Origin of the sequence: Micromonospora sp. LOL_013 (genome assembly GCF_048060315.1) — a bacterium.
Taxonomy (GTDB): Bacteria; Actinomycetota; Actinomycetes; order Mycobacteriales; family Micromonosporaceae; genus Micromonospora_E.
Map to the genome: position 1 here is coordinate 107,146 of NZ_JBHMIQ010000018.1, position 21,623 is coordinate 128,768.

The following is a 21,623-nucleotide window of genomic DNA, read 5'->3' on the forward strand; positions in this document are numbered from 1 at the left end:
TCGCTCAGGCGACCGGTTTTTCAGCCGGGACGTTGACGGTGCGCTGCTCGGTCCGGGCGGTGTCGGCGGCGGCCAGGACGGCCACCACCTGCCGGCCGAACCGGACGTCGCACGGGTGTCCGGCCCGGCCGGCGGTGACCTGCCCGAGCAGCGCGTCGACGGCCGTGTGGAACGCCTGCCCGGTGGTCGCGTCCCGGTGCGGCACCGGCACGATTCCGGGCTCACCGAAGAACGTGACGTCGAAGGTCTTCGCCGCCACCGGGCCGTCCAAGTTGAGCGACAGCGTGCTGGTGGCCCCGCCGGTGTGTTGCAGCAGCAGGTGCACCCCGCCGGCCGGGCCGGGCATCGCGGCGACCCGGGCGACCGGGCCGAGCACCGGCAGCACCACCGACAGCACGTGCGGGCCGATGTCCCACAGCCCGCCGTAGGTGCGCCGCCAGGGCGAGGCACCATACGGGTTGCCGGGCTCGGAGATCGCCGCGAACAGCGCTCCCCGGGCACCGTGCCAGGCACCGTTGGCCGGCCGGGCAATGAAGTCGATCATGGCCGGGTTGAACCGGCTGGTGAAGAAGACCACCGAGGCGACGGCCCGCCGGTCGACCGCCGCGACGATCCGGTCGGCGTCCGGCAGGGTCAGCGCCAGCGGCTTGTCCAGCAGCAGGTGCCGGCCGGCGTCGGCGGCGCGGACCGCGATCCCTGCCTGCACGTCGGGCGGCAGGGCGACGGCGACCGCGTCGACGTCGGCGAGCAGCGCGTCCACGTCCTGGTACGGCGCGACGCCATACCGCTGCGCCAGCGCCGTAACCTTCGCCCGGTCCCGTCCCCAGACCCCGACCAGCTCCGCGCCGGGGTGCGTGGCGAGCCCGGCCGCGTGGGTCTCGGCCGCCCAGTGCCCGGTGCCGAACAGACCGAACCGCAATGCCATCGCCGCGTCTCCCTTCGTCGACCGGAGTTCAGTGTGACCGCTCGGCCCGGTCCGCGACGTAGCGGGCCTCCTCTGCGTCGGCTGCGGCGGCCGCCGCCTCCTCGGCCAGCCCGGCAGCACTCAGCTCGGCGATATAGGCCGCTTCCGTGGCCCGACGCGCGGCGGCGGCGACCACGTCGTACTCCCGGCGGGCCGCCTGGTCGCGGACGCGGTGCCGGTCGACGGCCCGGTCGGCTCGGCCGGCCGCCGTCGGATCCGGCGACGCGCCACCGGCCCGCCGCCACACCGTACGCAGTTGCTGCACCGAGATGTCGCCCCGGCGGTACGCGGTGAGCGCGGCCCGGCTGACATCGCGCCCGTGCTCGGCGGGCAGCGGCGCACCGGTGACGACGGCCGCCGGCCGGTCCTCCTGGTCGGCGAGCATCGCCTGCTGATAGGCCCGGCCGGCGGTCTCCTGGCGCTGCCAGGCGTCGTCGCGGGCCAGCTCGGCGGCGGCCGCCCGGTCGCGCAGCTGGTCGGCGGCGGTCCGGGCGGTGGCGGCCGCGACGGCGATGGCCTGCGCCTCGGCGGCGAGTTCGTCGGCTTCGGCCCGCAGCGCCCGCCGGTCGGCCGGGTGCTCCGCCGTACGGGCGGCCAACGCGGCCAGCGCGAGCAGGGCGAGCAGGACGAGACAGCTGGCGATCAGAAGGCCCCAGATGCCGACGCCAACCACCACACCCTCCCCAGGGTGGATCGGACCGTCCCGGACTGACTATAAACTCCGGCTGATACCGACAGCCACCGTCCGAACACTGCGGATCGGAGCGCCGGTTACCGGTCCTCGGCGACCGGCGGGGGCGCACCTCGGCGGGTCGGGTAGCTGGTGAGTATGGTGTTCGGCGTGACTGTGGCAGCTGAGCCGGTGGTGCGGCGGTGAACGGGCCGATCGCCGCCGTGGTCATCGTCGGCGCGCTGGCCGTCGCCGGCTGGGCGCTGCTCTGCGCGGCGTTGGACCGGCCGCCGGGTCTGATCCAGTACGGCGGGCTGGCGGTGGTCGAGGTCGCCCTGCTCGCACTGACCGTGGCCGCCGTGGTGGCGCTGGTCGGTGGGGAGCGTCCCGGTGAACCACCGGTCTTCGCCGGTTACCTGATCACCACGCTCAGCCTGCCGCCGATGGCGGGGGTGCTGGGTCGGATGGAGCCGACCCGGTGGGGCTCGTTGACCGTCGGCGTCTTCGCCCTGGTGATTCCGGTGCTGGTGGTCCGGCTGCAGCAGACCTGGACGGCGGTCGGCGGTGGCTGACCCGACGTCGACGGACGGCCGGACGGCGCGCACCGGCCGGACGGCGCGCACCGGCCGGACGGCGCGGACCCGCAGCGGGCCGGGACGGGTGCTGATCGGCGTCTACATCCTCTTCGCGATCGCCGCCTCGTCCCGGGCCGGCGTGCAGATCGCCACCCGGTTCGGCGAGGCGCCGGTGGCGTATCTGCTCTCCGCCTTCGCCGCAGTGGTGTACCTGGTGGCGGCCGCCGGGCTGATCATCGATGGCCCGGTCGGCCGGCGGATCGCGTACGGCTGCTGCACGGTGGAGCTGGTCGGCGTACTCGGCATCGGCGCGGCGAGTCTCGCGGTGCCGGCGGCGTTTCCGGACGAGACGGTCTGGTCGGGCTTTGGCAGCGGCTACGGCTACATCCCGCTGGTGCTGCCGGTCGTCGGGCTTCTCTGGCTGCGCCGCGGCCGAGCCTCGGCCGATCCGGGCGCCGGCGCAACGGCGTAGTTCGTACGCCGCGCTCGGGCTGGTGCGGGCACCGGTCAGCGGATGTCCGCTGTGGAATCTTCACTGGTGTCGGTATCCCGACAGTGGACGGTCACGGCGTCGCAGCTCAGCGCCGGACTGCATGCGCTACGCCATGGGTGTCCGATCTGCTGGGCCATCGCGCTCCGTACCCGGTCTGTAATTATCGTCCCGGGTTCCGTGACCGGCACCCTCGGGCCGGGAGCAAGTGAAGAGGGCGATGAACAATGGCGACCATCTACGACGTTGCGCGGAAAGCGGAGGTCTCCCCGGCTACCGTCTCCCGGGTCGTCAACGGCCACACCAACGTGGATCCCGCGCTGGCGGACCGGGTCCGGCGGGCGATGCGCGAGCTGGACTACCGGCCCAACGCGGTGGCCCGTAATCTGCGCCGCAGCCGGACCACGTTGTGGGCGGTGGTGATCAGCGACATCGGCAACCCGTTCTTCACCGCCCTGGTCCGCGGCGTCGAGGACCTCGCCCAGCAGGCCGGCTACTCGGTCGTGCTGTGCAACACCGACGAGGATCCGGCCAAGGAAAGCCGCTACCTGAACGCCGTCCTCGCCGAACAGGTCGCCGGGGTAATCATCGCCCCGTCCGGGCCGGCCGCCGATCTGGGGCAGCTCACCGCCGCCCGGGTGCCGGTGGTGGTGGTGGTGGTCGACCGGCAGCTGCACGGCAGCCGGATCGACACCGTACTGGTGGACAACGAGCACGGCGCCCGGCTGGCCACCGCGCACCTGCTCGACTCGGGCTACCGGCGGATCGCCTGCATCACCGGGCGACGTGGCGTCTGGACCGCCTGCCGACGGCTGGGTGGCTACCAGCGGGCACTGGCCGATGCCGGGCAGCCGTACCAGGAGGAGCTGGTCCGCCATGCCGATTTCCGCTCCGACGGAGGCTACCGGGCGATGACGGAGCTGCTGCGGCTACGACCGCGACCGGATGCGCTGTTCGCGGCGAACAACCTGATGACCGTTGGTGCGGTGGAGTACCTGGTCGACCAGGGCATCGCGGTGCCGGCGGAGATGGGTGTGGTCGGCTTCGACGACCTGCCGTGGGCACATCTGGTTCGGCCCGCGTTGACCACCGTGACCCAGCCGACGTACCAGTTGGGCGAGACCGCCGCCCAGCTGCTCATCGAGCGGATCGCCGACCCCGACCGGGCCGCGACCACCGTCACCCTGCCCACCAAGCTGCAGGTCCGGGAGAGCTCGGTACGTCGCCGGCCGTCAGCGGTCGTTGACCCAACGTGAGGCGTAGCCGGTCGTTGAGCAGGTGTAGCGCCGTCGGCCGCCGGGTATCCGATGGACTTACCTCGACGCAGGGAGCGCCATGGCCGTCACCGTCGACACCCCACCGGACCAGATCGGCGGGCTGACCGGCTGGGTGGCCGATGTCATCGCCCGGCTGGGCGAGCTCGGGGTCGGCCTGCTGGTGGCGCTGGAGAGCGTCGTCCCGCCGATCCCCAGCGAGGTGGTGCTGGCGATGGCCGGCTACCTGGCAAGCCAGGACCGGGCGAATCTGGTCGGGGTCTGGGTCGGGGCGACGATCGGCTCGCTGGCCGGCGCGTTGCTGCTCTACTGGCTGGGTGCGGCGATCGGCGAGGCACGGCTGCGACGCTGGTTGGACAGGGTGCCGCTGGTCGATCTGGAAGACCTGGACAAGGCCGACCGGTGGTTCGACCGGTACGGGCGGTGGGCGGTGCTGTTCGGCCGGATGGTGCCGGTCGTGCGGAGCCTGGTCTCGGTGCCGGCCGGCGCCGACCGGATGCCGTTGACCCGGTTCAGCGCCTTCACCACGCTGGGCAGCGGGGTGTGGAACGCCCTGTTCGTCGGTGCCGGGTTCGCGCTCGGTTCACAGTGGCAGCAGGTCGAGCGGTACAGCCGCTGGTTCGACGTGGCGGTCCTCGTACTGCTCGGCGGGCTGGTCGTCTACTGGGTGGTCGGCCAGGTCCGGCGTCGCCGCCGTCGGGCTGCCGCTGGCCGCCGACCGTCGCCCTGATGCCAGGGACGGTTCGGCCGACGAGCCGTCGCCGGTGCCGATAAGCCCCCGGCCAGTTTGACTCAGAGCGACACCGTCGGGACGAGGTAGACGTCCAGGAGATACCTTGGGTTCCCCGGAGCTACGCGGGGGACGTGTCTGCGTCGGATGACCACGGGCATCGAGGGAACCTACCTGGTTGTCTCCGGGCCGGTTTGACGACAATGAGGGCTCCCTCGGCTGGGTGGATCAACGTACATCGTCGCGGCGTCCGTGTCGGCCGACGCGTAACCACCGCCGGGCCTCCCGTCCAACCCACTGTGGCACAGGCCGACCACGAGGTTCATGAAACCCCATTACTGGTGATAATACCCCTGGGGGGTATCGTGGTGACGTGGAAACGGACGGCACCCGACACGACGAGCACACCGGCCACGACCCGGAGATGTTCCGCCGCAGGTTCTGGCTGAGTCTCGCGCTGACCGTACCGGCCGTGGTCACCAGTCACATGGTGATGGACTGGTTCGGCTACTCGCTGGATGTTCCCGGTATGTCCCTGGTCGGCCCGGTGCTCGGCTCGGTGGTGTTCTGCTACGGCGGCTGGCCGTTCCTGGTCGGCGGGGTACGCGAGGTCCGCGACCGCGCACCCGGCATGATGCTGCTGATCTCGATGGCTATCACCGTCGCCTACCTGGCCTCGCTGGCCACCAGCTTCGGTGCCTTCGACCTGGACTTCTGGTGGGAGCTGGCGGCGCTGGTGACGATCATGCTGCTCGGCCACTGGCAGGAGATGAGGGCGATCGGCCAGGCACAGGGGGCGCTGTCCGCGCTGGCCGCGCTGCTGCCCGACAACGCGGAACGGGTCGCCGACGACGGGCAGGTCCAGCAGGTCACGGCGGCCGACCTGCGGGCCGGGGATCTGGTGCTGGTGCGCTCCGGTGCCCGGGTGCCCGCCGACGGGCGGATCACCGACGGCGAGGCGGAGATGGACGAGTCGATGATCACCGGAGAGTCCCGGCCGGTGCACCGACGCGTCGGTGCACCGGTGGTTGCCGGCACCGTCGCGACCGACTCGGCTGTCCGGGTACGGGTCGAGGCCGTCGGCGAGGACACCGCCCTGGCCGGCATTCAGCGCCTCGTCGCACAGGCCCAGGCATCGAGCGGCCGGGCCCAGATGCTCGCCGACCGGTTCGCCGCCCTGCTGTTCTACGCCGCGATGGCCGCCGCCGTGCTGACCTTCGGCGCCTGGTGGGCGTTTGGCAGCCTCAACGACTCCGTGGTACGGACGGTCACCGTACTGGTGATCGCCTGCCCGCACGCCCTGGGCCTGGCGATCCCCCTGGTGATCGCGTTGTCGACGGCCGTGGCGGCCAAGGCCGGAATCCTGGTCAAGAACCGGCTGGCCCTGGAACGGATGCGGACCGTCGACGCGGTGCTGTTCGACAAGACCGGCACCCTGACCCGGGGCGCGCACACCGTGACCGGGGTCGCGGCGGCCCCCGGGCGCACCGAGCACGACGTACTGCGGCTGGCCGCGGCGGTGGAGGCCGACAGCGAGCACCTACTGGCCCGGGCCATCGTGGCCGCCGCCACCGGACGCGGTCCGACGAGCGCCGCAACCGACTTCCGGTCGTTGACCGGCCGGGGCGTGCAGGCAAACGTGAACGGCACCCACTATGCCGTCGGCGGCCCGGCGCTGCTGGGCGAACTCGACGCCGCAGTCCCGCCGGAGCTGACCACCACGACCGTGGGCTGGTCGCAGCGTGGTGCCGCCGTGCTGCATCTGCTGCGGCTCGACGGCGGCCGAGCCGAGGTGCTCGGTGCGATCGGGCTGGCCGACGAGGTCCGGCCCGAGGCCCGGCAGGTCGCCGAGGCGGTCGCCGCCGATCTCGGCTTCCGGCCCGGCGTGGACGAGGTCTTCGCCGAGGTGCTGCCCGCTGACAAGGACAAGACGGTGGCGGACCTGCAGGCCCGGGGGCTGACCGTGGCGATGGTCGGCGACGGCGTCAATGACGCACCGGCGCTGGCCCGAGCCGACGTCGGCATCGCGATTGGGGCCGGCACCGACGTCGCGATCGAGTCCGCCGGGGTCGTTCTCGCCTCGTCCGACCCGCGCGGGGTCACCGGGGTGGTCCGCCGGCGTGCTGGCCTGGGCCGGGCTGACGTTGAGCCCGGCGGTCGGGGCGATCCTGATGTCCGCGTCCACCATCGTGGTCGCGCTCAACGCGCAACTGCTCCGCCGGGTGCGGCTCGCCCCGGACGAGCGGTAGCGGCGGGTGGCCGGCCCGGTCGTCCGGGCCGGCCACCCGCTGCGGGTGGCCGGGCCGCCGGTCAGGGCAGCGTCGCCAGGTGCGGCTTGACGGTACGGGCGAACCCGTTGCCGTTGGTCACGTCCCAGTTGATCGACCAGGTCATCGCACCCCGGATGCCGGGGTAGGTGCGCGGCGGCCGGAAACTGCCGCAGCTGGTGCCCCGGGCCAGGCAGTCGAGTGCCTGGTTGACCATCGTCGGGGCGACGATGCCGCCGCCGGCCGCTCCCGGACCGGCGGGCAGGCCGAGGGCCACCTGGTCGGGCCGCAGGCCCGATTCCAGTTGCAGACAGGCCAGCGCGGTCATGAAGTTGACCGTGCCCTGGCTGTAGGCAAACGCCTGGTCGCAGCCGAGCATCGACCCGGAGTTGTAGAACTGGGTGTGCACCACGGTCAGGATGTCGCGGATGTCCAGCGCCAGTTTGAAGTACGACACCGATGCTGACTGCATGTCGATGGTCTGCGGTGCCATCGTGATGATCAGCCCCGGCCCGGTCCGGCTGCGCAGCGCGCGCATCGCCTCCGCCATATAGGTCGGGTTGAGCCCGTTCTCCAGGTCGATGTCGACGCCGTCGAAGCCGTAGTCCTGGATCAGCCGGTACAGGCTGTCGGCGAGCGCAGCGGCGGACGCGGGGGCGTTGACCGCGACCCGGCCGGTCTCCCCGCCGATCGAGATGATCACCTTCTTGCCGCGCTGGTGCAGGGTGGCGAGGTCGGCCTTGAACTGTGCGTCGGTGTAGCCGCCGAGTGCGGCGGACAGACCCGGGTCGATGCCGAAGCTGACCGCGCCGGGGGTGCTGGTGGCCTCGGCGAAGGCGACCGCGATCAGGTCGTACTCGGCCGGCACGTCGCGTAGCCGCAGCTCGACGGCCGGGTTGTCGAAGTTGTGCCAGTACCCGGTGAGGAAGTGCTCCGGCAGCCCGTCGTCGGTTGGCGGCGCCGTGCTGGGGGGTGAGGTCGTCGGGGGCGCGGTGGTGGGTGGCGCGGTAGTCGGTGGCGCGGAGGTGGGTGGGGCCGTGGTTGGCGGCTGCTGGCCGCCGCAGGACGCACCGTTGAGGGTGCAGTTGGTCGGGCTGCCCGGCCCGCTGCCGAGGAATCCGAACGAGACCGACGCGCCTGGCGCGAGTTGGCCGTTCCAGCTGCGGTTGGTGAAGGTGAACCGCTGCCCGGAGACGCTGAGCAGGGCGTCCCAGTAGGTGCCGACCGTGGTGCCGGCCGGCAGGTCGAAGGCGACGGTCCAGGCGGTGATGGCGGTGGCGCCGCCGTTGGCGACGGTGACCTTGCCTTCCCAGCCGCTGCCCCAGTCGGAGGTTCTCTCGAAGGTCGCGGTGGGGCCGGCGGCCAGGGCCGGGCCGGCCGCCCAGATCACCCCTGCGGCGGCGAGGACCGCGGCCAGCACCGGGGCGGCTATCCGTACGGGTTTCATCGACATCCCTCCCTCGAAGCACCAGTGCGGCAATTATTAAGACTCTTAACAGTTTTGTAAACACCTCGGCCGAGGTCGAAGGCGGTGAGCGGCGGCAGCGAAGGCGGCGGCGTACTACTCGTCGGCAAGCTGCTCGCGGAGGATGTCCGCGTGCCCACAGTGCTGGGCGAGCTCGCGCAGCACGTGCAGGTACACCCAGCGCAGCGGAAGCGGACCTCTCCGGTTGCCGTGCAGGATGTCGTCCAACTCCAGGGACGACGTCGCCCGGCGGGACGCTTCGCAGGCTTCGCGGTGTGCGCGTTGGACACTGGCGATCGTGTCGTCGGTAGCGAGGATGAACGACTCGTCCGCCGTAGCGGGCAGCCCGAGCTCCGTACGCGGCCGGCACGTCACGGCCTCGTCGAACCAGACCTTCTCGACGAAGGTCGTGTGCTTCACCAGACCCAGCAACGTGGTCCGGGAGGCGACCAACGATCGGCGGGCCTGCTCCTCGGTCAGCCCGTCCAGACAGCGGTTGAGTGCGCTGCGGTGCTCGTCGAGGAACGCCTCGAACTGAGCGCGCAGCGGTTGGGTGACGACCTGGTCGGCGAATGTCGGCGGGTAGGAAGGCATGCCCGAAGCATCCCAGCCGACCGGGAGTACGGGCGCGAGGCCGGCCCCGTGGCAGCGGGCGCCGAGACGGCGCGGATGACCTCGGCGGCATCCGTGCCCTGGGGCAGTTCCGCCCGCCGTACGGCCTGCTCCACGCAGGTGCCCCACTCGGCGATGCGGACGGCGACCGTGCCCCAGCGGCGGTAGACCGTCCTTGCCCACCTCGGCGCGGCGCGCCACGTCGGCGAGGTCCAGACGGTCGAAGCCGTGCTCGACGAGCGCGCCACCCACGGTCCCCCGGTCGACGACGAGTACCTGTTCCGCGTCGTGGACGTCCTCGAGGAACTGTCCCGCGAGACCGGCCGGGCGGTGCCTGCAGATCGCGGTCAACTGGCTGCTGCGACGACCCACCGTGGCCACCGTCATCATCGGTCGCCCGCAACGAGGAGCAACTTCCCCTATGAGCGGCAGGAAGGCCTCGCCAGGCTGAACCCCTCGCCGTTCGCGCGCACCGCGGGCGAGGGGAGCCCGGCTCGCCCCCCCCGAAGCGGGTCGACCAGCCGGGCTCCCCGTCGAGGTCAGCGGCGGAAGTGGAACCAGTTGACGTTGACGAAGTCGTTCGGCTGGCCGCTGCTGAAGGTCAGGTAGACCGTCTGCCGGCCGGTCACCCCGGAGACGTTGCCGGGCACCGTACGCCAGGTCTGCCAGCCGCCGGTGTCACCGACGGCGAAGCTGCCGATCGGCGCGGCGGTCGGGCTGCCGATGCGGACCTGGACCAGGCCGCTGGCCCCGGCACCGGCACCGGAGGCGACCCGGGCGACGAAGTCACGCGGCGGTGTCGAGCCGAAGTCGACGTTGTCGTAGCGGGCCCAGTCGCCGTCGGCCAGCCAGCCGATGTTCTGGCCGCCCTCGCTGCACGCCTCGGTCCCGACCCCGTTGTGGGCGTTGAACGCCTCGGCCTGGATCGCGGCGTACGCGTTCACCCCACCGCCGGGCGGCGGGGTGGTCGGCGGTGGTGGGGTGGTCGGCGGCGGGTTCGACCCGCCGCGGGTGTAGACCGCGACGTAGTCGACCAGCATCGGTACGCCGGAGACGGTGTTCGCGGTCGGCGTGGTGGAGCCGGCGACCCCGTTCGGGAAGGCACCGCCCATCGCCACGTTGAGCAGGATGAAGTAGCCGGCGTGGGTGGTCATGTTGGACCAGTGCGGCTCGGGGATCTGCCCCTGGGTGACCGTGTGGTAGTGCTGTCCGTCGACGTACCACCGCAGTTGCTGCGGGCTGGCGCTGGCGTCCCACTCGAAGCGGTAGGTGTGGAACGCCGACTGGCAGGAGGCGCCGGGGCAGGCCCGGGACCCGCCGATGCCGTTGAACTCGTCGCACGGTCCGCCCGGGGCAACGCCGCAGTGCAGTACGCCCCAGACGTTGTTCAGGCCGTTGACGTTCTCCATCACGTCGAACTCGCCGATCGCCGGCCAGTTCTGGTAGTTGCCCCGGTACGGCGAGCCGAGCGCCCAGAACGCCGGCCAGTAGCCGGAGGCGGCGGCCCCGGTCACGTTCGGCACCTGGATCCGGCCTTCGATCGCCATCACGCCACCGGACGGCGGCTTGAAGTTGCTGCGTACCGTCTCGATCCGGGCCGAGGTCCAGTTGCCGGCGCCGTCGCGGATCGGGGTGATCCGCAGGTTGCCGTTGCCGTCGTGCCGGACGTTGGCGGTGCTGTTGGTGTAGGTCTGGATCTCGCCGGTGCCCCACTGTGGCGGGCCGCCGGGGTAGCTGGTGCCGGTGTCGATGATCCAGTTGGCCGACGAGGGCAGGGTGTTGGCGGCACCGGTGAAGTCGTCGCTCCAGAGCAGGTCCCAGCCGCTGGGGGTGGGCGGGATCGCGGCGTTGGCGTGCGCGGTGACCGAGGTGACGACGGCGGTCGCGGTGAGCGCCGCTGCGGCGGCGACGATCCGGGTACGGATGGGGCGACGAGGGCGTCGCGGGGGTGAATTCATCACTGGCCTCTCTGCTGGGGTGTGGGCCGGTCACGGCCTGCTGGGGGGTGGCCGCTCGCCGACTCTTGGTCCGGATCAGGGCAGATGCCGCCGACCGGCTGAGAGCGTTCTCTCCGGCACGGTTGCCGATCTTCGGTCTTGAGATATCAGAACTGATGGGGACGGTCGGGGATCGCTCAACTCATCGAGAGAGCGCTCTCAGAGTTGTACGTCTCCAGGTCGGACTTGTCAACCGATGTCGATGTCGCAACCGGCGTGGAGACTGGCTCTGAACCCGTCCGGCCAGGCCGGACAGCTCGTAAAGTCAGTTGAATCCCTGCGTAGCAGTGGATAAGGAGACAAGGTGCGCGTGTCGCATGGAGGAGTCCGGTGAACGGCTGGTTCGAGCAGACCATAGTCTCGACCGGCCGGCTGCCGCTGTTCTGTTTCTTCGTCGGCGTCGTCCTCGGCTTCGCGTTCATCCGATTCTCGGTCCGGATGATCCGGGCACAGGTGCGCTGGTGGCCCGGCAACGTCACCCGGGGCGACCTGCACATCCATCACGTCGTCTTCGGGGTGGTCTTCATGCTGGTCGCCGGGGTTGCCGGGCTGGCGATCCCGGTGGAGACGACCGTGTGGCGAGCGGTGGCGGCCGCGCTGTTCGGCGTCGGCGCCGCGCTGGTGCTCGACGAGTTCGCCCTGCTGCTGCATCTGAGCGACGTCTACTGGTCGGAGCGCGGCCGCACCTCGATCGACGCGGTCTTCGTGGCGGTCGCCGTTTCCGGGCTGCTGCTACTCGGCCTGCGACCGCTGGGGGCCAACGAATTCCTCACCGGCGAGACCGACCCGGCACAGTTCGCCGGCGCCGCGCTCATCGTGATCAACCTGGTGCTGGCAGCGATCACCCTGCTCAAGGGCAAGATCTGGACCGGGCTGCTGGGACTGTTCCTGCCGGTCCTGCTGATCGTCGGCGCGCTACGGCTGGCCCGGCCGCACGCGCCCTGGGCGCGCTGGTTCTACCGCGGCGAGAGCCGCTGGGCCGAGTGGCGACGAGCCAGGTCCGCCGACCGCGAGCGCCGCTACCGGCAACCAATCATCCTGGCCAAGATCCGGGTCCAGGAGCTGATCGCCGGTCGGCACGACCTGCCGCTGCCCCGGCCACCCCGGCGCGAACGCTGAACCGACCGCCCATCCGCGAACGCTGAGCCGACCGGCGCGGCCGGCGGCACCGCAAAGCCGTACCGCCGGGTCGTCCGAAGGCGCAGGATGGCCCGATGACCAGCAGTACTGTCGCCGCCGAGCCGGCCCGGCACCGGCCCGACGCGCTGACCGTCGGTGTGGAGGAGGAGTTCCTGCTCGTCAACCGCCGGTCGGGTGCCGCCGCACCGGCGGTCGCGGCGGTGCTCGCCGAGATCCCGCCGGAGCTGCGCGGGCAGGTGCAGCGGGAGTTCCAGACCAGCCAGATCGAGATCGGCAGTCCACCCGGCCTGGACCTACGGGCGCTGCGGCGTACCCTCGGGACGCTGCGCGCCGGGGTCGCCGACGCCGCCGAGCGGGCCAGTGTCCGGCTGCTCGCCGTCGGCACCGCACCGGTCGCCGGTCCGCAGCCCGACGTGGTTGACGACCCACGCTTCCACCGGATCGTCGAACGGTACGGCAAGCTGCTGCCCGGCTCGGGCACCAACGGGCTGCACGTGCATGTCGCGGTCCCGGACCAGCAGGTCGGCGTACAGGTGCTCAACCACCTCCGCCCGTGGCTGCCGGTGCTGCAGGCGGCGACCGCCAACTCACCGTTCTTTCACGGCGTCGACACCGGGTACGCCAGTTGGCGGTCGGTGATGTGGCAGCGTTGGCCGGCGGTCGCCCCGGCCCCACAGCTACGCTCGTACGAGCACTACCGGTCACTGGTCGACGACCTGACCACCGCCGGTCTCATCCTGGACGAAGGGATGCTCCACTGGTACGCCCGACTGTCGGCGCACTACCCCACCGTCGAGGTCCGCATCGGCGACGTCTGCCCGAGCCTGGACGACACGATCCTGCTCGCCGCACTGGTCCGCGGTCTGGTCGGCACCGCGCTCACCGCGGTGGAACAGGACCGGCCACCGGTCGACGTGGAGCATCATGTGCTGGTCGCCGCCCACTGGCGGGCCGCGCACGACGGACTGGAGGGGCAGGCCGTGGACCTGGCCACCGGGGCACCCGCGTTGCGTCCCGGCTGGCATCTGCTGCGCCGGCTGGTCGACACCGTCCGCCCCGAGCTCGACCGGCACGGCGACGTCGCGCTGGTGGACTCGCTGCTGGGCCGGCTGCGGGCCCGGGGCACCGGGGCGGCCCGGCAGCGGGCCGTGCACGCCGGCACCGGCGACCTGGGCGCCGTGGTGGACTACCTGGCCGCGCAGACCCGCAGCCGGTCGATCATCCCGGCACCGCCGCACGTGACCGCTCCCCCGCCGGACCGGCCGCCACTCCCCCCACCGGACCGCTGATCCGGTCCGACCGGACCCGACTGGAGAAGATGTGAAATGGCGCAACGGATGGTGGTGATCGGCGGTGACGCGGCCGGCATGTCGGCCGCGTCTCAGGCCCGGCAACTGCGTGGCCCCGACGAGCTGAGCATCGTCGCGTTCGAGCGGGGCCGGTTCACCTCGTACTCGGCCTGCGGAATCCCGTACTGGATCTCCGGCCTGGTCGACGACCCGCAGGAGCTGATCGTCCGCGATCCGGAGACGTTCCGCCGCGACCACCACATCGACGTCCGCATCCGGCACGAGGTCACCCGGATCGACCTTGCCGCGCGGGAGGTGGTGGCCACGTCGTTCGGCGACGGCGGGCGGGAGGTCCGCGAGCCGTTCGACACCCTGGTGTACGCCAGCGGAGCGGCGCCGGCGCAGCCGCCGTGGGCGGGCAACGCCGCCGCCGGCGTGTTCGGGGTGCAGACTCTCGAGGACGGTGCGGCGCTGCGGGACTGGCTCGATCAGGAACCGGTGCCGCGTCGGGCGGTAGTGGTCGGCGGTGGGTACATCGGGGTGGAGATGGCCGAGGCGTTGATCCGGCGTGGCCTGGCGGTAACCCTGGTGGAGCGCAGCCCACAGCCGATGTCCACGGTCGACCCGGACATGGGAGCGCTGGTCCGCTCAGCGCTGGTCGGGCTCGGCATCGACGTGCGTACCGGCGTAACGGTCACCGGCCTGCACGAGCGGGACGGGCGGGTCTGCGAGGTGCTGACCGACGAAGGCGCGGTGCCGGCCGACGTCGTGGTGCTGGGTCTGGGCGTACGGCCGAACACCGGGCTCGCCGAGCAGGCCGGCCTGCCGGTCGGCGTCACCGGCGGCGTCCGTACCGATCTGCAGATGCGGGTGATCGGGGTGCCCGACGTGTGGGCGGCCGGCGACTGCGTCGAGACCTTCCACCGGGTCAGCGGCCGGCCGGTGCACATCCCATTGGGCACCCACGCCAACAAGCAGGGCCGGGTGGCCGGGATCAACATCGGCGGCAGCTACGCCACTTTCCCCGGGGTGATCGGCACCGCGATCACCAAGGTCTGTGACCTGGAGGTGGCCCGCACCGGGCTGCTCGAACGCGAGGCGACGAAAGCCGGGTACGCCTATGTGAGCGCCACCGTGGAGTCGAACAACCGGGCCGGCTACTTCCCCGGTGCCGCACCGATGACCATCAAACTGATCGCTGAGCAGCACACCGGGCAGCTGCTGGGTGGTCAGATCGTCGGCACCTCGGACGCGGCGAAGCGGATCGACGTGCTGTCCGTCGCGGTGTGGAACCGGATGTCGGTGGCCGAGATGACCGCCCTCGACCTGGGCTACGCCCCGCCGTACTCGCCGGTCTGGGATCCGGTGCTGGTCGCCGCCCGGCGGGCCAACAACGCCGTCGCCGAGACCCCGTGAGCCGGCGCCCGCCCGGACCGGGCGGGTGGCGGTTGCCGTCGGGCGTGCCGTTAGGCTTGGCGGGTGGACTCGGCGACCCACCCCAGCGGCGATCACCTGCGCGTCTCCGACGCCGAGCGGGAGCAGGTGGTGGAGCTGCTCGGCCAGGCGACCGCGGAAGGCCGGCTGACCCTCGACGAGTACGCCGACCGGGCCACCGAGGCACATCAGGCCAAGACCCGGGGTGAGCTGGCCCGGCTCACCGCCGACCTGCCCACCGAGCCGTCGGGTGGGCTGCCGGCCGCCGCCGGGCCGGGTGCGCTGGCGGCGCGCGATCCGGCGTACCCGGCGGTATCGGGCGGCGGCGCAACGCTGCCCGCCCCGGTGGAGCGGATGGTGGCGATCTTCGGTGACGAGGTGCGCAAGGGGCACTGGCTGGTGCCGGACCGGGTGGAGGCGCGGGCGGTCTTCGGCGACTGCAAGATCGAGTTGCAGGATGCCCAGATCCAGCATCAGGTGACCACTATCGAGGCGACTGCCATCTTCGGCTCGGTCACCGTGTACGTGCCGGAAGGGGTCGACGTCCGGATGACCGGCACGGCGGTGTTCGGTGACAAGAAGTCAAAGCTGACCGCACCGCCCCGGCCCGGTGCCCCGATCATCCAGGTGAGCTGCAACGTGATCTTCGGTTCGGTCGTGGTGCGGCCACCGAAGCGCAAATGGTGGTGACGGCGGCGGGTCAGCCCGGTTGGCAGGTCGGGCACCAGTAGGTGTTCCGGGCGGCCAGCACCCCGGCGGCCACGGTGGCGCCGCAGCACAGGCAGGGTTGGCCGGCGCGCCGGTAGACGTACACCTCGCCACCGTGCCGGTCGTTGCGCGGCGCCCGGCCCATCGCCTCCGGCAGGTGCTCGTCGCGGATGGTGTCGATCCGGCCCCGGCGCACCCCGATCCGCATCAGAGCGACCAGGTCGGACCAGATCCGCTGCCACTGGTCGGCGGTCAGCCGCCGGCCGGGCATGGTCGGCGCGATCCCGGCCCGGAACAGCACCTCGGTGGCGTAGACCAGACCGACCCCGGCGACGATCGTCTGGTCGAGTAACAGCGCACCGAGTGGCCGGGCGCTGCGCCGGATCCGTCCGCCGGCGGTGTCCGGGTCGGCGTCGTCGCGCAGCGGGTCGGCACCGAGCCGGTCGCGCAGGGCGTCGGTCTCCGCCTCGGTGAGCAGTTCGCAGGCAGCCGGCCCGCGCAGGTCCAACCAGTGCCGTCGGGCGGCTTCGCCGGCTGCCACTGCTGGTCCGTCGGCTGTCCCTGCCGGCCCGCCGACCAACCGCAGCCGGATCTGCCCGACCGGTGCCGGCGGCTGTCCCGGCCCGTCGGCGACGGTGCCGTAGAGGCCCAGGTGCACGTGCAGGATGCCGCCGCCCGGACCGCCCCGGTAGTGATGCAGCAGGTGCTTGCCGTACGCCTCGGTGGCGGCGAGGGTGGCGCCGGTGAGTCGGGCGGCGCCAGCGGCGAACCGACCCTGCGGGCTGGTCGCGACGATCTGCGCTCCGCCGAGTACGGCGTGGTGGTGGGCGGCCAGCCGATGGATGGTGTGGCCTTCGGGCATGGCAGCAGAGCCTATCGGCAGCAGCCGGCTTGACCATGGCCAGACCCGACTGATTGTATGTTGCTCAACTGTTGACTACCTGACGATTTACTTCGTCGCTCGTTCGGAGGTCCTGTGCCCACTCGCACCACCGTCCTGCCGATCCCCGTCACCGGCAAGCGGAGCGTGAACGCCTATCTCCTGCTCGGTCGCCGACCGGTCATCGTCGACGCCGGGATGCCCGGCAGCGGCGGAAAGATCCACGCCAGTCTGATCCGCCACGGGGTGGACCCGTCCGAGGTGGCGCTGATCGTGCTCACCCACGGGCACACCGACCACTTCGGCTCCGCCGCCCGACTGCACCAACTCACCGGGGCACCGGTCGCCGGTCACGTCGCCGATCTGGCTCAGTACCGGGCCGGCGCGAGCCGGCGGCCCTATCTGCCGACCGGGCCGACCGGGCGGCTGATCATGCGTACCGGGGTGCTCGACCGACCGGTCCGGCCGGTCGAGCCCGACCTGTTGATCGACGGCGAACTGCGGCTCGACGACTACGGTGTGGCCGGCCGGATCGTGCCCACCCCGGGCCACACCGCCGGTTCGATCTCAGTGCTCACCGACGACGGCGACCTCGTCGCCGGAGACCTGGTCGCCAGCTCGATGCTAGGCCTGCTCGGCAGCCGGCCGGCCAACCCGCCGTTCCACGATGACCCAGCCGGCAACCTCGCCAGCCTGCGGCGGATGCTGGCCCTCGGCCCGGCGACGCTGCACGTCGGGCACGGCGGCCCGCTCGACCCGCGCCGGGTCGCCCGCTGGGCGGCAAGGGAGGAGAAGCGGCTCAGCCGATTGGCCGGGCGCGGCCGACTAACCCGTCGTCGGGCCGGCGTCGGCACCGATCAGTAGCTTGCCGATCAGGCCGACCAACTGGTTCCGCTCGTCGGCGGTGAGGCGCTCGAAGAACCGGGTCTCGAGGGTCGCCGCGTCGGCCGAGATCGTCGCGAGGGCCGCCCGACCGGCCGGGCTGATGGTGACGATGTACGCCCGCCGGTTGGTCGGATTGCGCTGCCGGGTGACCAGACCGGCGCGTTCCAACGCGTCGACCGTGCCGACCATCGTGGTTCGGTCGGTCCGTAGCCCGTCGCTGAGCTCCTGCTGGGAACGGGGACCGGTGGCGTCGAGCATGCCCAGCACCAGGAACTGGGTGAGGTTACGGCCGGTACGCGCGGCGGCGGCCTCACCAATGCGGGTCGCCGCAGCCCCGGCGCGGCAGAGACCGACGATGTGCCGTTGCCACAGCAGCTGACGGAAGTAGTCCGTGAGCTCCGGCGGATCGTCGGGACCGCGCGTTCCATGATCCGCTTCCGGTCCTGTTGGCCTCACCGACACCGCTACACCCGCCCATGATCGGAACCTGACCGTCCGAGGGTATCGCCACCCGCTTGACCGTGACTGGTGTGGCGGACCGGACATCCGGGTACGGCAAGCCGACAACCGCCGGAGACCCGCGCAGCCGCAGTGCGGTCCGGCGTACCGATAAGGAGGTCTGTCATGGTCAGGATTCCCTCGCTGTCCCGGCGCACGGAGCCGACGCGGCCGGCGGACGACCCGCCACCGATTGGCGGTACCACCGCGACCGCGACCGGCACGGCCGACGCCGCAGAGGCCGACACGACGCGGAGCGACACGACCCGGGCCGGGGTTACCGACCCGGCCACCCGGCCGTCGCCGCCGGGACCGCGCCCCGAGCCACCCAACCGGGAGGGCGGCGACCCCCGGCCGGCTCCCCCGCCGACACCGGCCGGGCCACGGCCCCGGGCCAGCCTGCTGGCCACCGTCAGTGTGATCACCGGGATCACCGGCGCGCTGTTCGTGCTGTCCGGGCCGCTGGCACCGTACGGGATCGCGATCGGGGTGATCGCCCTCGCCACCGGCCTCGGCGGGATCTCGGCGACGGCCCGCCGGCACATCGCCGGCCGGACAGAGGCGCTGACGGGCATCGTCGTTGCCCTCGGGACGATGATCGTCGGCAGCCTGGCGCTGACCGGCGCGCTGAGCTGGCTGACCACCGAGACCGACATGGTGCAGCAGGTACGGCAGTGGCTTGATTCACAGTTTGCCGGAATCTTCTGACGGGCAATCGTGACCTCGGGACGGTGGTCTCACCGTCCCGCAGGCCCAGCAGCGGTGGTTCACCGCACGAGGGCCGACCGAACCGGTGGTTCACCGGGCACCGCATCTTCGGGGGGCGACAGCGTGGTCGCTCCCCGAAAGCAGGTGGACGCAACAAAGCGCACGTTGGACCCAGCGATGACGCAACGATTCGCCAATACAAGCAACTCTTGACAATGGTTTCTGCGGGTCACAGCCCTTAGCGTGAAGGACAAGCGCCAGCCCACGGCCACCGCCGAGGCGCGCCTTCGACCCCAGGAGCCAGTCGCATGACGATGCACGCCACCCACCGGCAGTACCTGATGTGCCGGCCGACGTACTTCGCCGTGGAATACGCGATCAACCCGTGGATGAACCCGGCCCGCCCCGTGGACCGGGAGCTGGCGATCACGCAATGGGACCAGCTGCGCCGGACGTACCTGGAACTGGGCCACACGGTCGACGAGATCGAGCCGCTGCCCGGTCTGCCCGACATGGTGTTCGCCGCCAACGGCGCCACCGTCATCGACGGCCGGGCGTTGGCCGTGCAGTTCCGCGAGCCGCAGCGGGCCGATGAGGCGCCTGCCTACCGCGACTGGTTGGAGCAGGCCGGCTTCCCGGTGCACGAGGCCAAGCACGTCAACGAAGGCGAAGGCGACCTCCTGGTGGTCGGCGACTTTCTGCTGGCCGGCACCGGGTTCCGCACCTCGCACGCCGCGCACGCCCACGCCCAGGAGGTGTTCGGCCGCCCGGTGGTCACCCTGCAACTGGTCGACCCGCGCTTCTACCACCTCGACACCGCGCTCGCCGTGATCGACGAGCGGACCATCGCGTACCTGCCCGAAGCGTTCTCCCCCGGCAGCCAGGCGGTGCTGCGCCGGCTGTTCCCGGACGCCGTCACGGCCAGCCTGGCCGACGCCGCCGCGTTCGGCCTCAACGCGGTCAGCGACGGCCGACACGTCGTGCTACCGGTGCAGGCCGACGGGCTGGCGGCGGCGCTGCGCGAACGCGGCTACCACCCGGTCGGGGTCGACCTGTCCGAGCTGCGCAAGGCCGGCGGCGGCCCGAAATGCTGCACCCTGGAGCTGAGGGGGTCGAGCCGATGATCGTTGACGGGATGCTGCGGACACCGAGAGCGGTACGGGACGCGGAACGCTGGACCGCGCACAACTACCACCCGCTACCGGTGGTGATCAGCGAGGCCACCGGCGCCTGGGTCACCGACGTCGACGGCCGACGCTACCTGGACTGCCTGGCCGGCTACTCGGCGCTCAACTTCGGCCACCGGCATCCGACCCTGACCGCCGCCGCACACGCCCAGCTGGACCGGCTCACCCTGACCAGTCGGGCGTTCAGCCACGACCGGTTCGCCGACTTCTGCCGGGAGCTGGCCGAGCTGTGCGGCAAGGACATGGTGCTGCCGATGAACACCGGCGCCGAGGCGGTGGAGACCGCGCTCAAGGTCGCCCGCAAGTGGGGCTACCAGGTCAAGGGCGTACCGGACGGGCAGGCGACCATCGTCGTGGCCGACGGCAACTTCCACGGCCGGACCACGACGATCGTCAGCTTCTCCACCGACGCCGAGGCCCGTGCCGACTTCGGGCCGTACACCCCGGGGTTCACCATCGTGCCGTACGGCGACCTCGCCGCGCTGGCCGACGCGATTGACCAGACCTGCGTCGCGGTGCTGCTGGAGCCGATCCAGGGCGAGCAGGGCGTGGTGGTGCCGCCGAACGGCTACCTGACCGGGGTACGGGACCTGTGCACCCGCAACGACGTGCTGTTGCTCGCCGACGAGATCCAGTCCGGACTGGGCCGCACCGGGGCGACGTTCGCCTGCGACCACGAAGGCGTCATGCCGGACATGTACCTCCTGGGCAAGGCGCTCGGCGGCGGCATTGTGCCAGTGTCGGCGGTGGTCGCCGACCGGTCGGTGCTCGGCGTGCTGCGCCCCGGCGAGCACGGCTCGACGTTCGGCGGCAACGCCCTCGCCTGCGCGGTCGCCACCGAGGTGGTCCGGCTGCTGGCCACCGGCGAGTACCAGCGGCGCTCGGCCCAGCTGGGGGCGCGGCTGCACGCCGGGCTCGACGCGCTGTGCGACGACGGCCGACTGCTCGCCGTCCGCGGTCGCGGGCTGTGGGCCGGACTGGACCTGGACCCACGGCGGATGACCGGTCGGCAGGCCTGCGAACGGCTCGCCGAGCGGGGCGTACTGGCCAAGGACACCCACGGTGCGACGATCCGGCTGGCCCCGCCGCTGGTCGTCGACGAGTCCGACGTGGACTTCGCCATCGAACAGCTTTCCCACGTGCTGCGCTGAGCACACCGGCCGGCCGGGGGGCGATGCGCCGCCCGGCCGAAAGCCGGTCGTCCGGCGGTACGGGCAGGGTCGGGGTCAGGTTCCGGGTCAGTCAGTGGAACACGATGGCCCGGCCGCAGGCGATGCTCGCCCGACACGCCTCGTGCAGGGTGAGCCACGCCTGCGTCTCGGCGGAGAAGTTGGTGCCGTCGGGCACCGCGAACAGCCGGGCCGCCTCGGTGTCCGGCAGGTCTCCGGCGGGATCCAGCCGGACGCCGATCGCCGGGGCGCAGCGCCGCAGCTCGGTGAGCAGACCCTGACCCGACGATGCCGCCGCCGGCCACCCCGGCCTCGGCCGGCAGGAACACCGGGTCGCCGAAATCGGCCGGCACGTATTGACATCCTCGCCGCCCTAAACGGCGGCGATTCCAGCCACGCCGCGCGTGACACGCGCAGTGTTCTGGTGGGTTACCGTTTCACCGCGCGGTGCCGGGACGGGTCCCGGTCCTACCCCGCGCTCCACGGTCGTTGACGTCCGCCTGCCCGGCGGCCTTGATGTTGATCGCCGCGTTGACATCCCGGTCGTGGAGACTCCCGCACGGACAGACCCACGACCGACGTCCAGCGCCATCCGCTCGTTGATCCGGCCGCAGTCCGAGCACATCCGGGTGGACGGGAGCCACCGGTCCACCCGGGCGAACGTACGCCCGTACCTCGCCG

The 21,623-nt window shown here is 71.9% G+C and carries 20 protein-coding genes and 1 pseudogene; 13 read left to right on the top strand and 8 right to left on the bottom strand.

From position 1 onward, the window contains the following. Window positions 1–4: 4 nt before the first annotated feature. Both ACFHWS_RS14180 and ACFHWS_RS14185 read right to left on the bottom strand, forming a co-directional pair. A complete protein-coding gene (locus ACFHWS_RS14180) occupies window positions 5–925 on the bottom strand; it encodes a Gfo/Idh/MocA family protein (RefSeq protein ID WP_416554744.1) in 921 nt (306 codons plus the stop codon). Window positions 926–953: 28 nt separating this feature from the next. After that, entirely contained in the window at window positions 954–1,637 is a 684-nt protein-coding gene (locus ACFHWS_RS14185) for a hypothetical protein (RefSeq protein ID WP_416554746.1), read from the bottom strand. Between the two features lie 200 nt (window positions 1,638–1,837). On the opposite strand from ACFHWS_RS14185, the gene ACFHWS_RS14190 reads away from it, so the two are divergent. The 5 genes and pseudogenes from ACFHWS_RS14190 (at window position 1,838) to ACFHWS_RS14210 (ending at window position 6,952) form a co-directional block, all read left to right on the top strand. Continuing rightward, entirely contained in the window at window positions 1,838–2,206 is a 369-nt protein-coding gene (locus ACFHWS_RS14190) for a hypothetical protein (RefSeq protein ID WP_278167410.1), read from the top strand. A gap of 88 nt (window positions 2,207–2,294) precedes the next feature. After that, window positions 2,295–2,681 (top strand): hypothetical protein, encoded by a 387-nt coding sequence (locus tag ACFHWS_RS14195; RefSeq protein WP_416554799.1) that lies wholly within the window; start codon window positions 2,295–2,297, stop codon window positions 2,679–2,681. Between the two features lie 245 nt (window positions 2,682–2,926). Then, a complete protein-coding gene (locus tag ACFHWS_RS14200; RefSeq protein ID WP_416554748.1) occupies window positions 2,927–3,955 on the top strand; it encodes a LacI family DNA-binding transcriptional regulator in 1,029 nt (342 codons plus the stop codon). A gap of 79 nt (window positions 3,956–4,034) precedes the next feature. Beyond that, the gene (locus ACFHWS_RS14205) at window positions 4,035–4,703 is read left to right on the top strand and encodes a DedA family protein (RefSeq protein ID WP_416554750.1); all 669 of its coding nucleotides are present in this window, start codon (window positions 4,035–4,037) and stop codon (window positions 4,701–4,703) included. 424 nt (window positions 4,704–5,127) lie between these two features. Next, a pseudogene (locus tag ACFHWS_RS14210) lies at window positions 5,128–6,952 on the top strand (heavy metal translocating P-type ATPase). Between the two features lie 61 nt (window positions 6,953–7,013). Here the strand turns inward: ACFHWS_RS14210 and ACFHWS_RS14215 are convergent. The 3 genes from ACFHWS_RS14215 to ACFHWS_RS14225 all read right to left on the bottom strand — a co-directional run bounded on the left by ACFHWS_RS14215 (window position 7,014) and on the right by ACFHWS_RS14225 (window position 11,005). After that, window positions 7,014–8,417, bottom strand: coding sequence for a chitinase (locus tag ACFHWS_RS14215; RefSeq protein WP_416568329.1), 1,404 nt, complete (start codon window positions 8,415–8,417; stop codon window positions 7,014–7,016). Window positions 8,418–8,531: 114 nt separating this feature from the next. Beyond that, window positions 8,532–9,029 (bottom strand): DinB family protein, encoded by a 498-nt coding sequence (locus ACFHWS_RS14220; RefSeq protein WP_416554754.1) that lies wholly within the window; start codon window positions 9,027–9,029, stop codon window positions 8,532–8,534. A gap of 557 nt (window positions 9,030–9,586) precedes the next feature. Beyond that, window positions 9,587–11,005: a carbohydrate-binding protein gene (locus ACFHWS_RS14225; protein WP_416554756.1), complete on the bottom strand. Its 1,419-nt coding sequence runs from the start codon at window positions 11,003–11,005 to the stop codon at window positions 9,587–9,589. Window positions 11,006–11,374: 369 nt separating this feature from the next. Between ACFHWS_RS14225 and ACFHWS_RS14230 the strand changes: the two genes are divergently transcribed. From ACFHWS_RS14230 to ACFHWS_RS14245, 4 genes are all read left to right on the top strand, one after another. Further along, window positions 11,375–12,163, top strand: a complete 789-nt coding sequence (locus ACFHWS_RS14230; RefSeq protein ID WP_416554758.1) for a hypothetical protein — start codon at window positions 11,375–11,377, stop codon at window positions 12,161–12,163. Between the two features lie 95 nt (window positions 12,164–12,258). Beyond that, window positions 12,259–13,473, top strand: a complete 1,215-nt coding sequence (locus tag ACFHWS_RS14235) for a carboxylate-amine ligase (protein WP_416568330.1) — start codon at window positions 12,259–12,261, stop codon at window positions 13,471–13,473. 36 nt (window positions 13,474–13,509) lie between these two features. After that, window positions 13,510–14,889, top strand: coding sequence for an FAD-dependent oxidoreductase (locus ACFHWS_RS14240; RefSeq protein ID WP_416568331.1), 1,380 nt, complete (start codon window positions 13,510–13,512; stop codon window positions 14,887–14,889). Between the two features lie 63 nt (window positions 14,890–14,952). Further along, window positions 14,953–15,597, top strand: a complete 645-nt coding sequence (locus ACFHWS_RS14245) for a DUF1707 SHOCT-like domain-containing protein (RefSeq protein ID WP_416554764.1) — start codon at window positions 14,953–14,955, stop codon at window positions 15,595–15,597. Window positions 15,598–15,607: 10 nt separating this feature from the next. On the opposite strand, the gene ACFHWS_RS14250 is transcribed toward ACFHWS_RS14245, so the two are convergent. Further along, the gene (locus ACFHWS_RS14250) at window positions 15,608–16,477 is read right to left on the bottom strand and encodes an Fpg/Nei family DNA glycosylase (protein ID WP_416554766.1); all 870 of its coding nucleotides are present in this window, start codon (window positions 16,475–16,477) and stop codon (window positions 15,608–15,610) included. A 114-nt stretch (window positions 16,478–16,591) separates the two neighbouring features. Between ACFHWS_RS14250 and ACFHWS_RS14255 the strand changes: the two genes are divergently transcribed. Beyond that, window positions 16,592–17,359: an MBL fold metallo-hydrolase gene (locus ACFHWS_RS14255; protein ID WP_416554768.1), complete on the top strand. Its 768-nt coding sequence runs from the start codon at window positions 16,592–16,594 to the stop codon at window positions 17,357–17,359. Here the strand turns inward: ACFHWS_RS14255 and ACFHWS_RS14260 are convergent. Then, window positions 17,321–17,836 (bottom strand): MarR family winged helix-turn-helix transcriptional regulator, encoded by a 516-nt coding sequence (locus tag ACFHWS_RS14260; RefSeq protein ID WP_416554770.1) that lies wholly within the window; start codon window positions 17,834–17,836, stop codon window positions 17,321–17,323. The two genes, ACFHWS_RS14255 and ACFHWS_RS14260, sit on opposite strands and share 39 nt — an antisense overlap. Before the next feature lie 168 nt (window positions 17,837–18,004). Between ACFHWS_RS14260 and ACFHWS_RS14265 the strand changes: the two genes are divergently transcribed. The 3 genes from ACFHWS_RS14265 (at window position 18,005) to rocD (ending at window position 20,924) form a co-directional block, all read left to right on the top strand. Beyond that, a complete protein-coding gene (locus tag ACFHWS_RS14265) occupies window positions 18,005–18,586 on the top strand; it encodes a hypothetical protein (protein WP_416568332.1) in 582 nt (193 codons plus the stop codon). A 314-nt stretch (window positions 18,587–18,900) separates the two neighbouring features. Next, entirely contained in the window at window positions 18,901–19,710 is an 810-nt protein-coding gene (ddaH, locus tag ACFHWS_RS14270) for a dimethylargininase (protein ID WP_416554801.1), read from the top strand. Further along, on the top strand, window positions 19,707–20,924 hold the full coding sequence (rocD, locus tag ACFHWS_RS14275; protein WP_416554774.1) for an ornithine--oxo-acid transaminase: 1,218 nt from the start codon (window positions 19,707–19,709) through the stop codon (window positions 20,922–20,924). The genes ddaH and rocD overlap by 4 nt, the downstream gene beginning before the upstream one ends. A 455-nt stretch (window positions 20,925–21,379) precedes the next feature. Here rocD and ACFHWS_RS14280 read toward each other — a convergent pair whose 3' ends face one another. Beyond that, window positions 21,380–21,586 carry a zinc ribbon domain-containing protein gene (locus tag ACFHWS_RS14280; RefSeq protein ID WP_416568333.1) on the bottom strand — a complete coding sequence of 69 codons (207 nt, stop codon included), beginning with the start codon at window positions 21,584–21,586 and terminating at the stop codon, window positions 21,380–21,382. Window positions 21,587–21,623 lie beyond the last annotated feature (37 nt).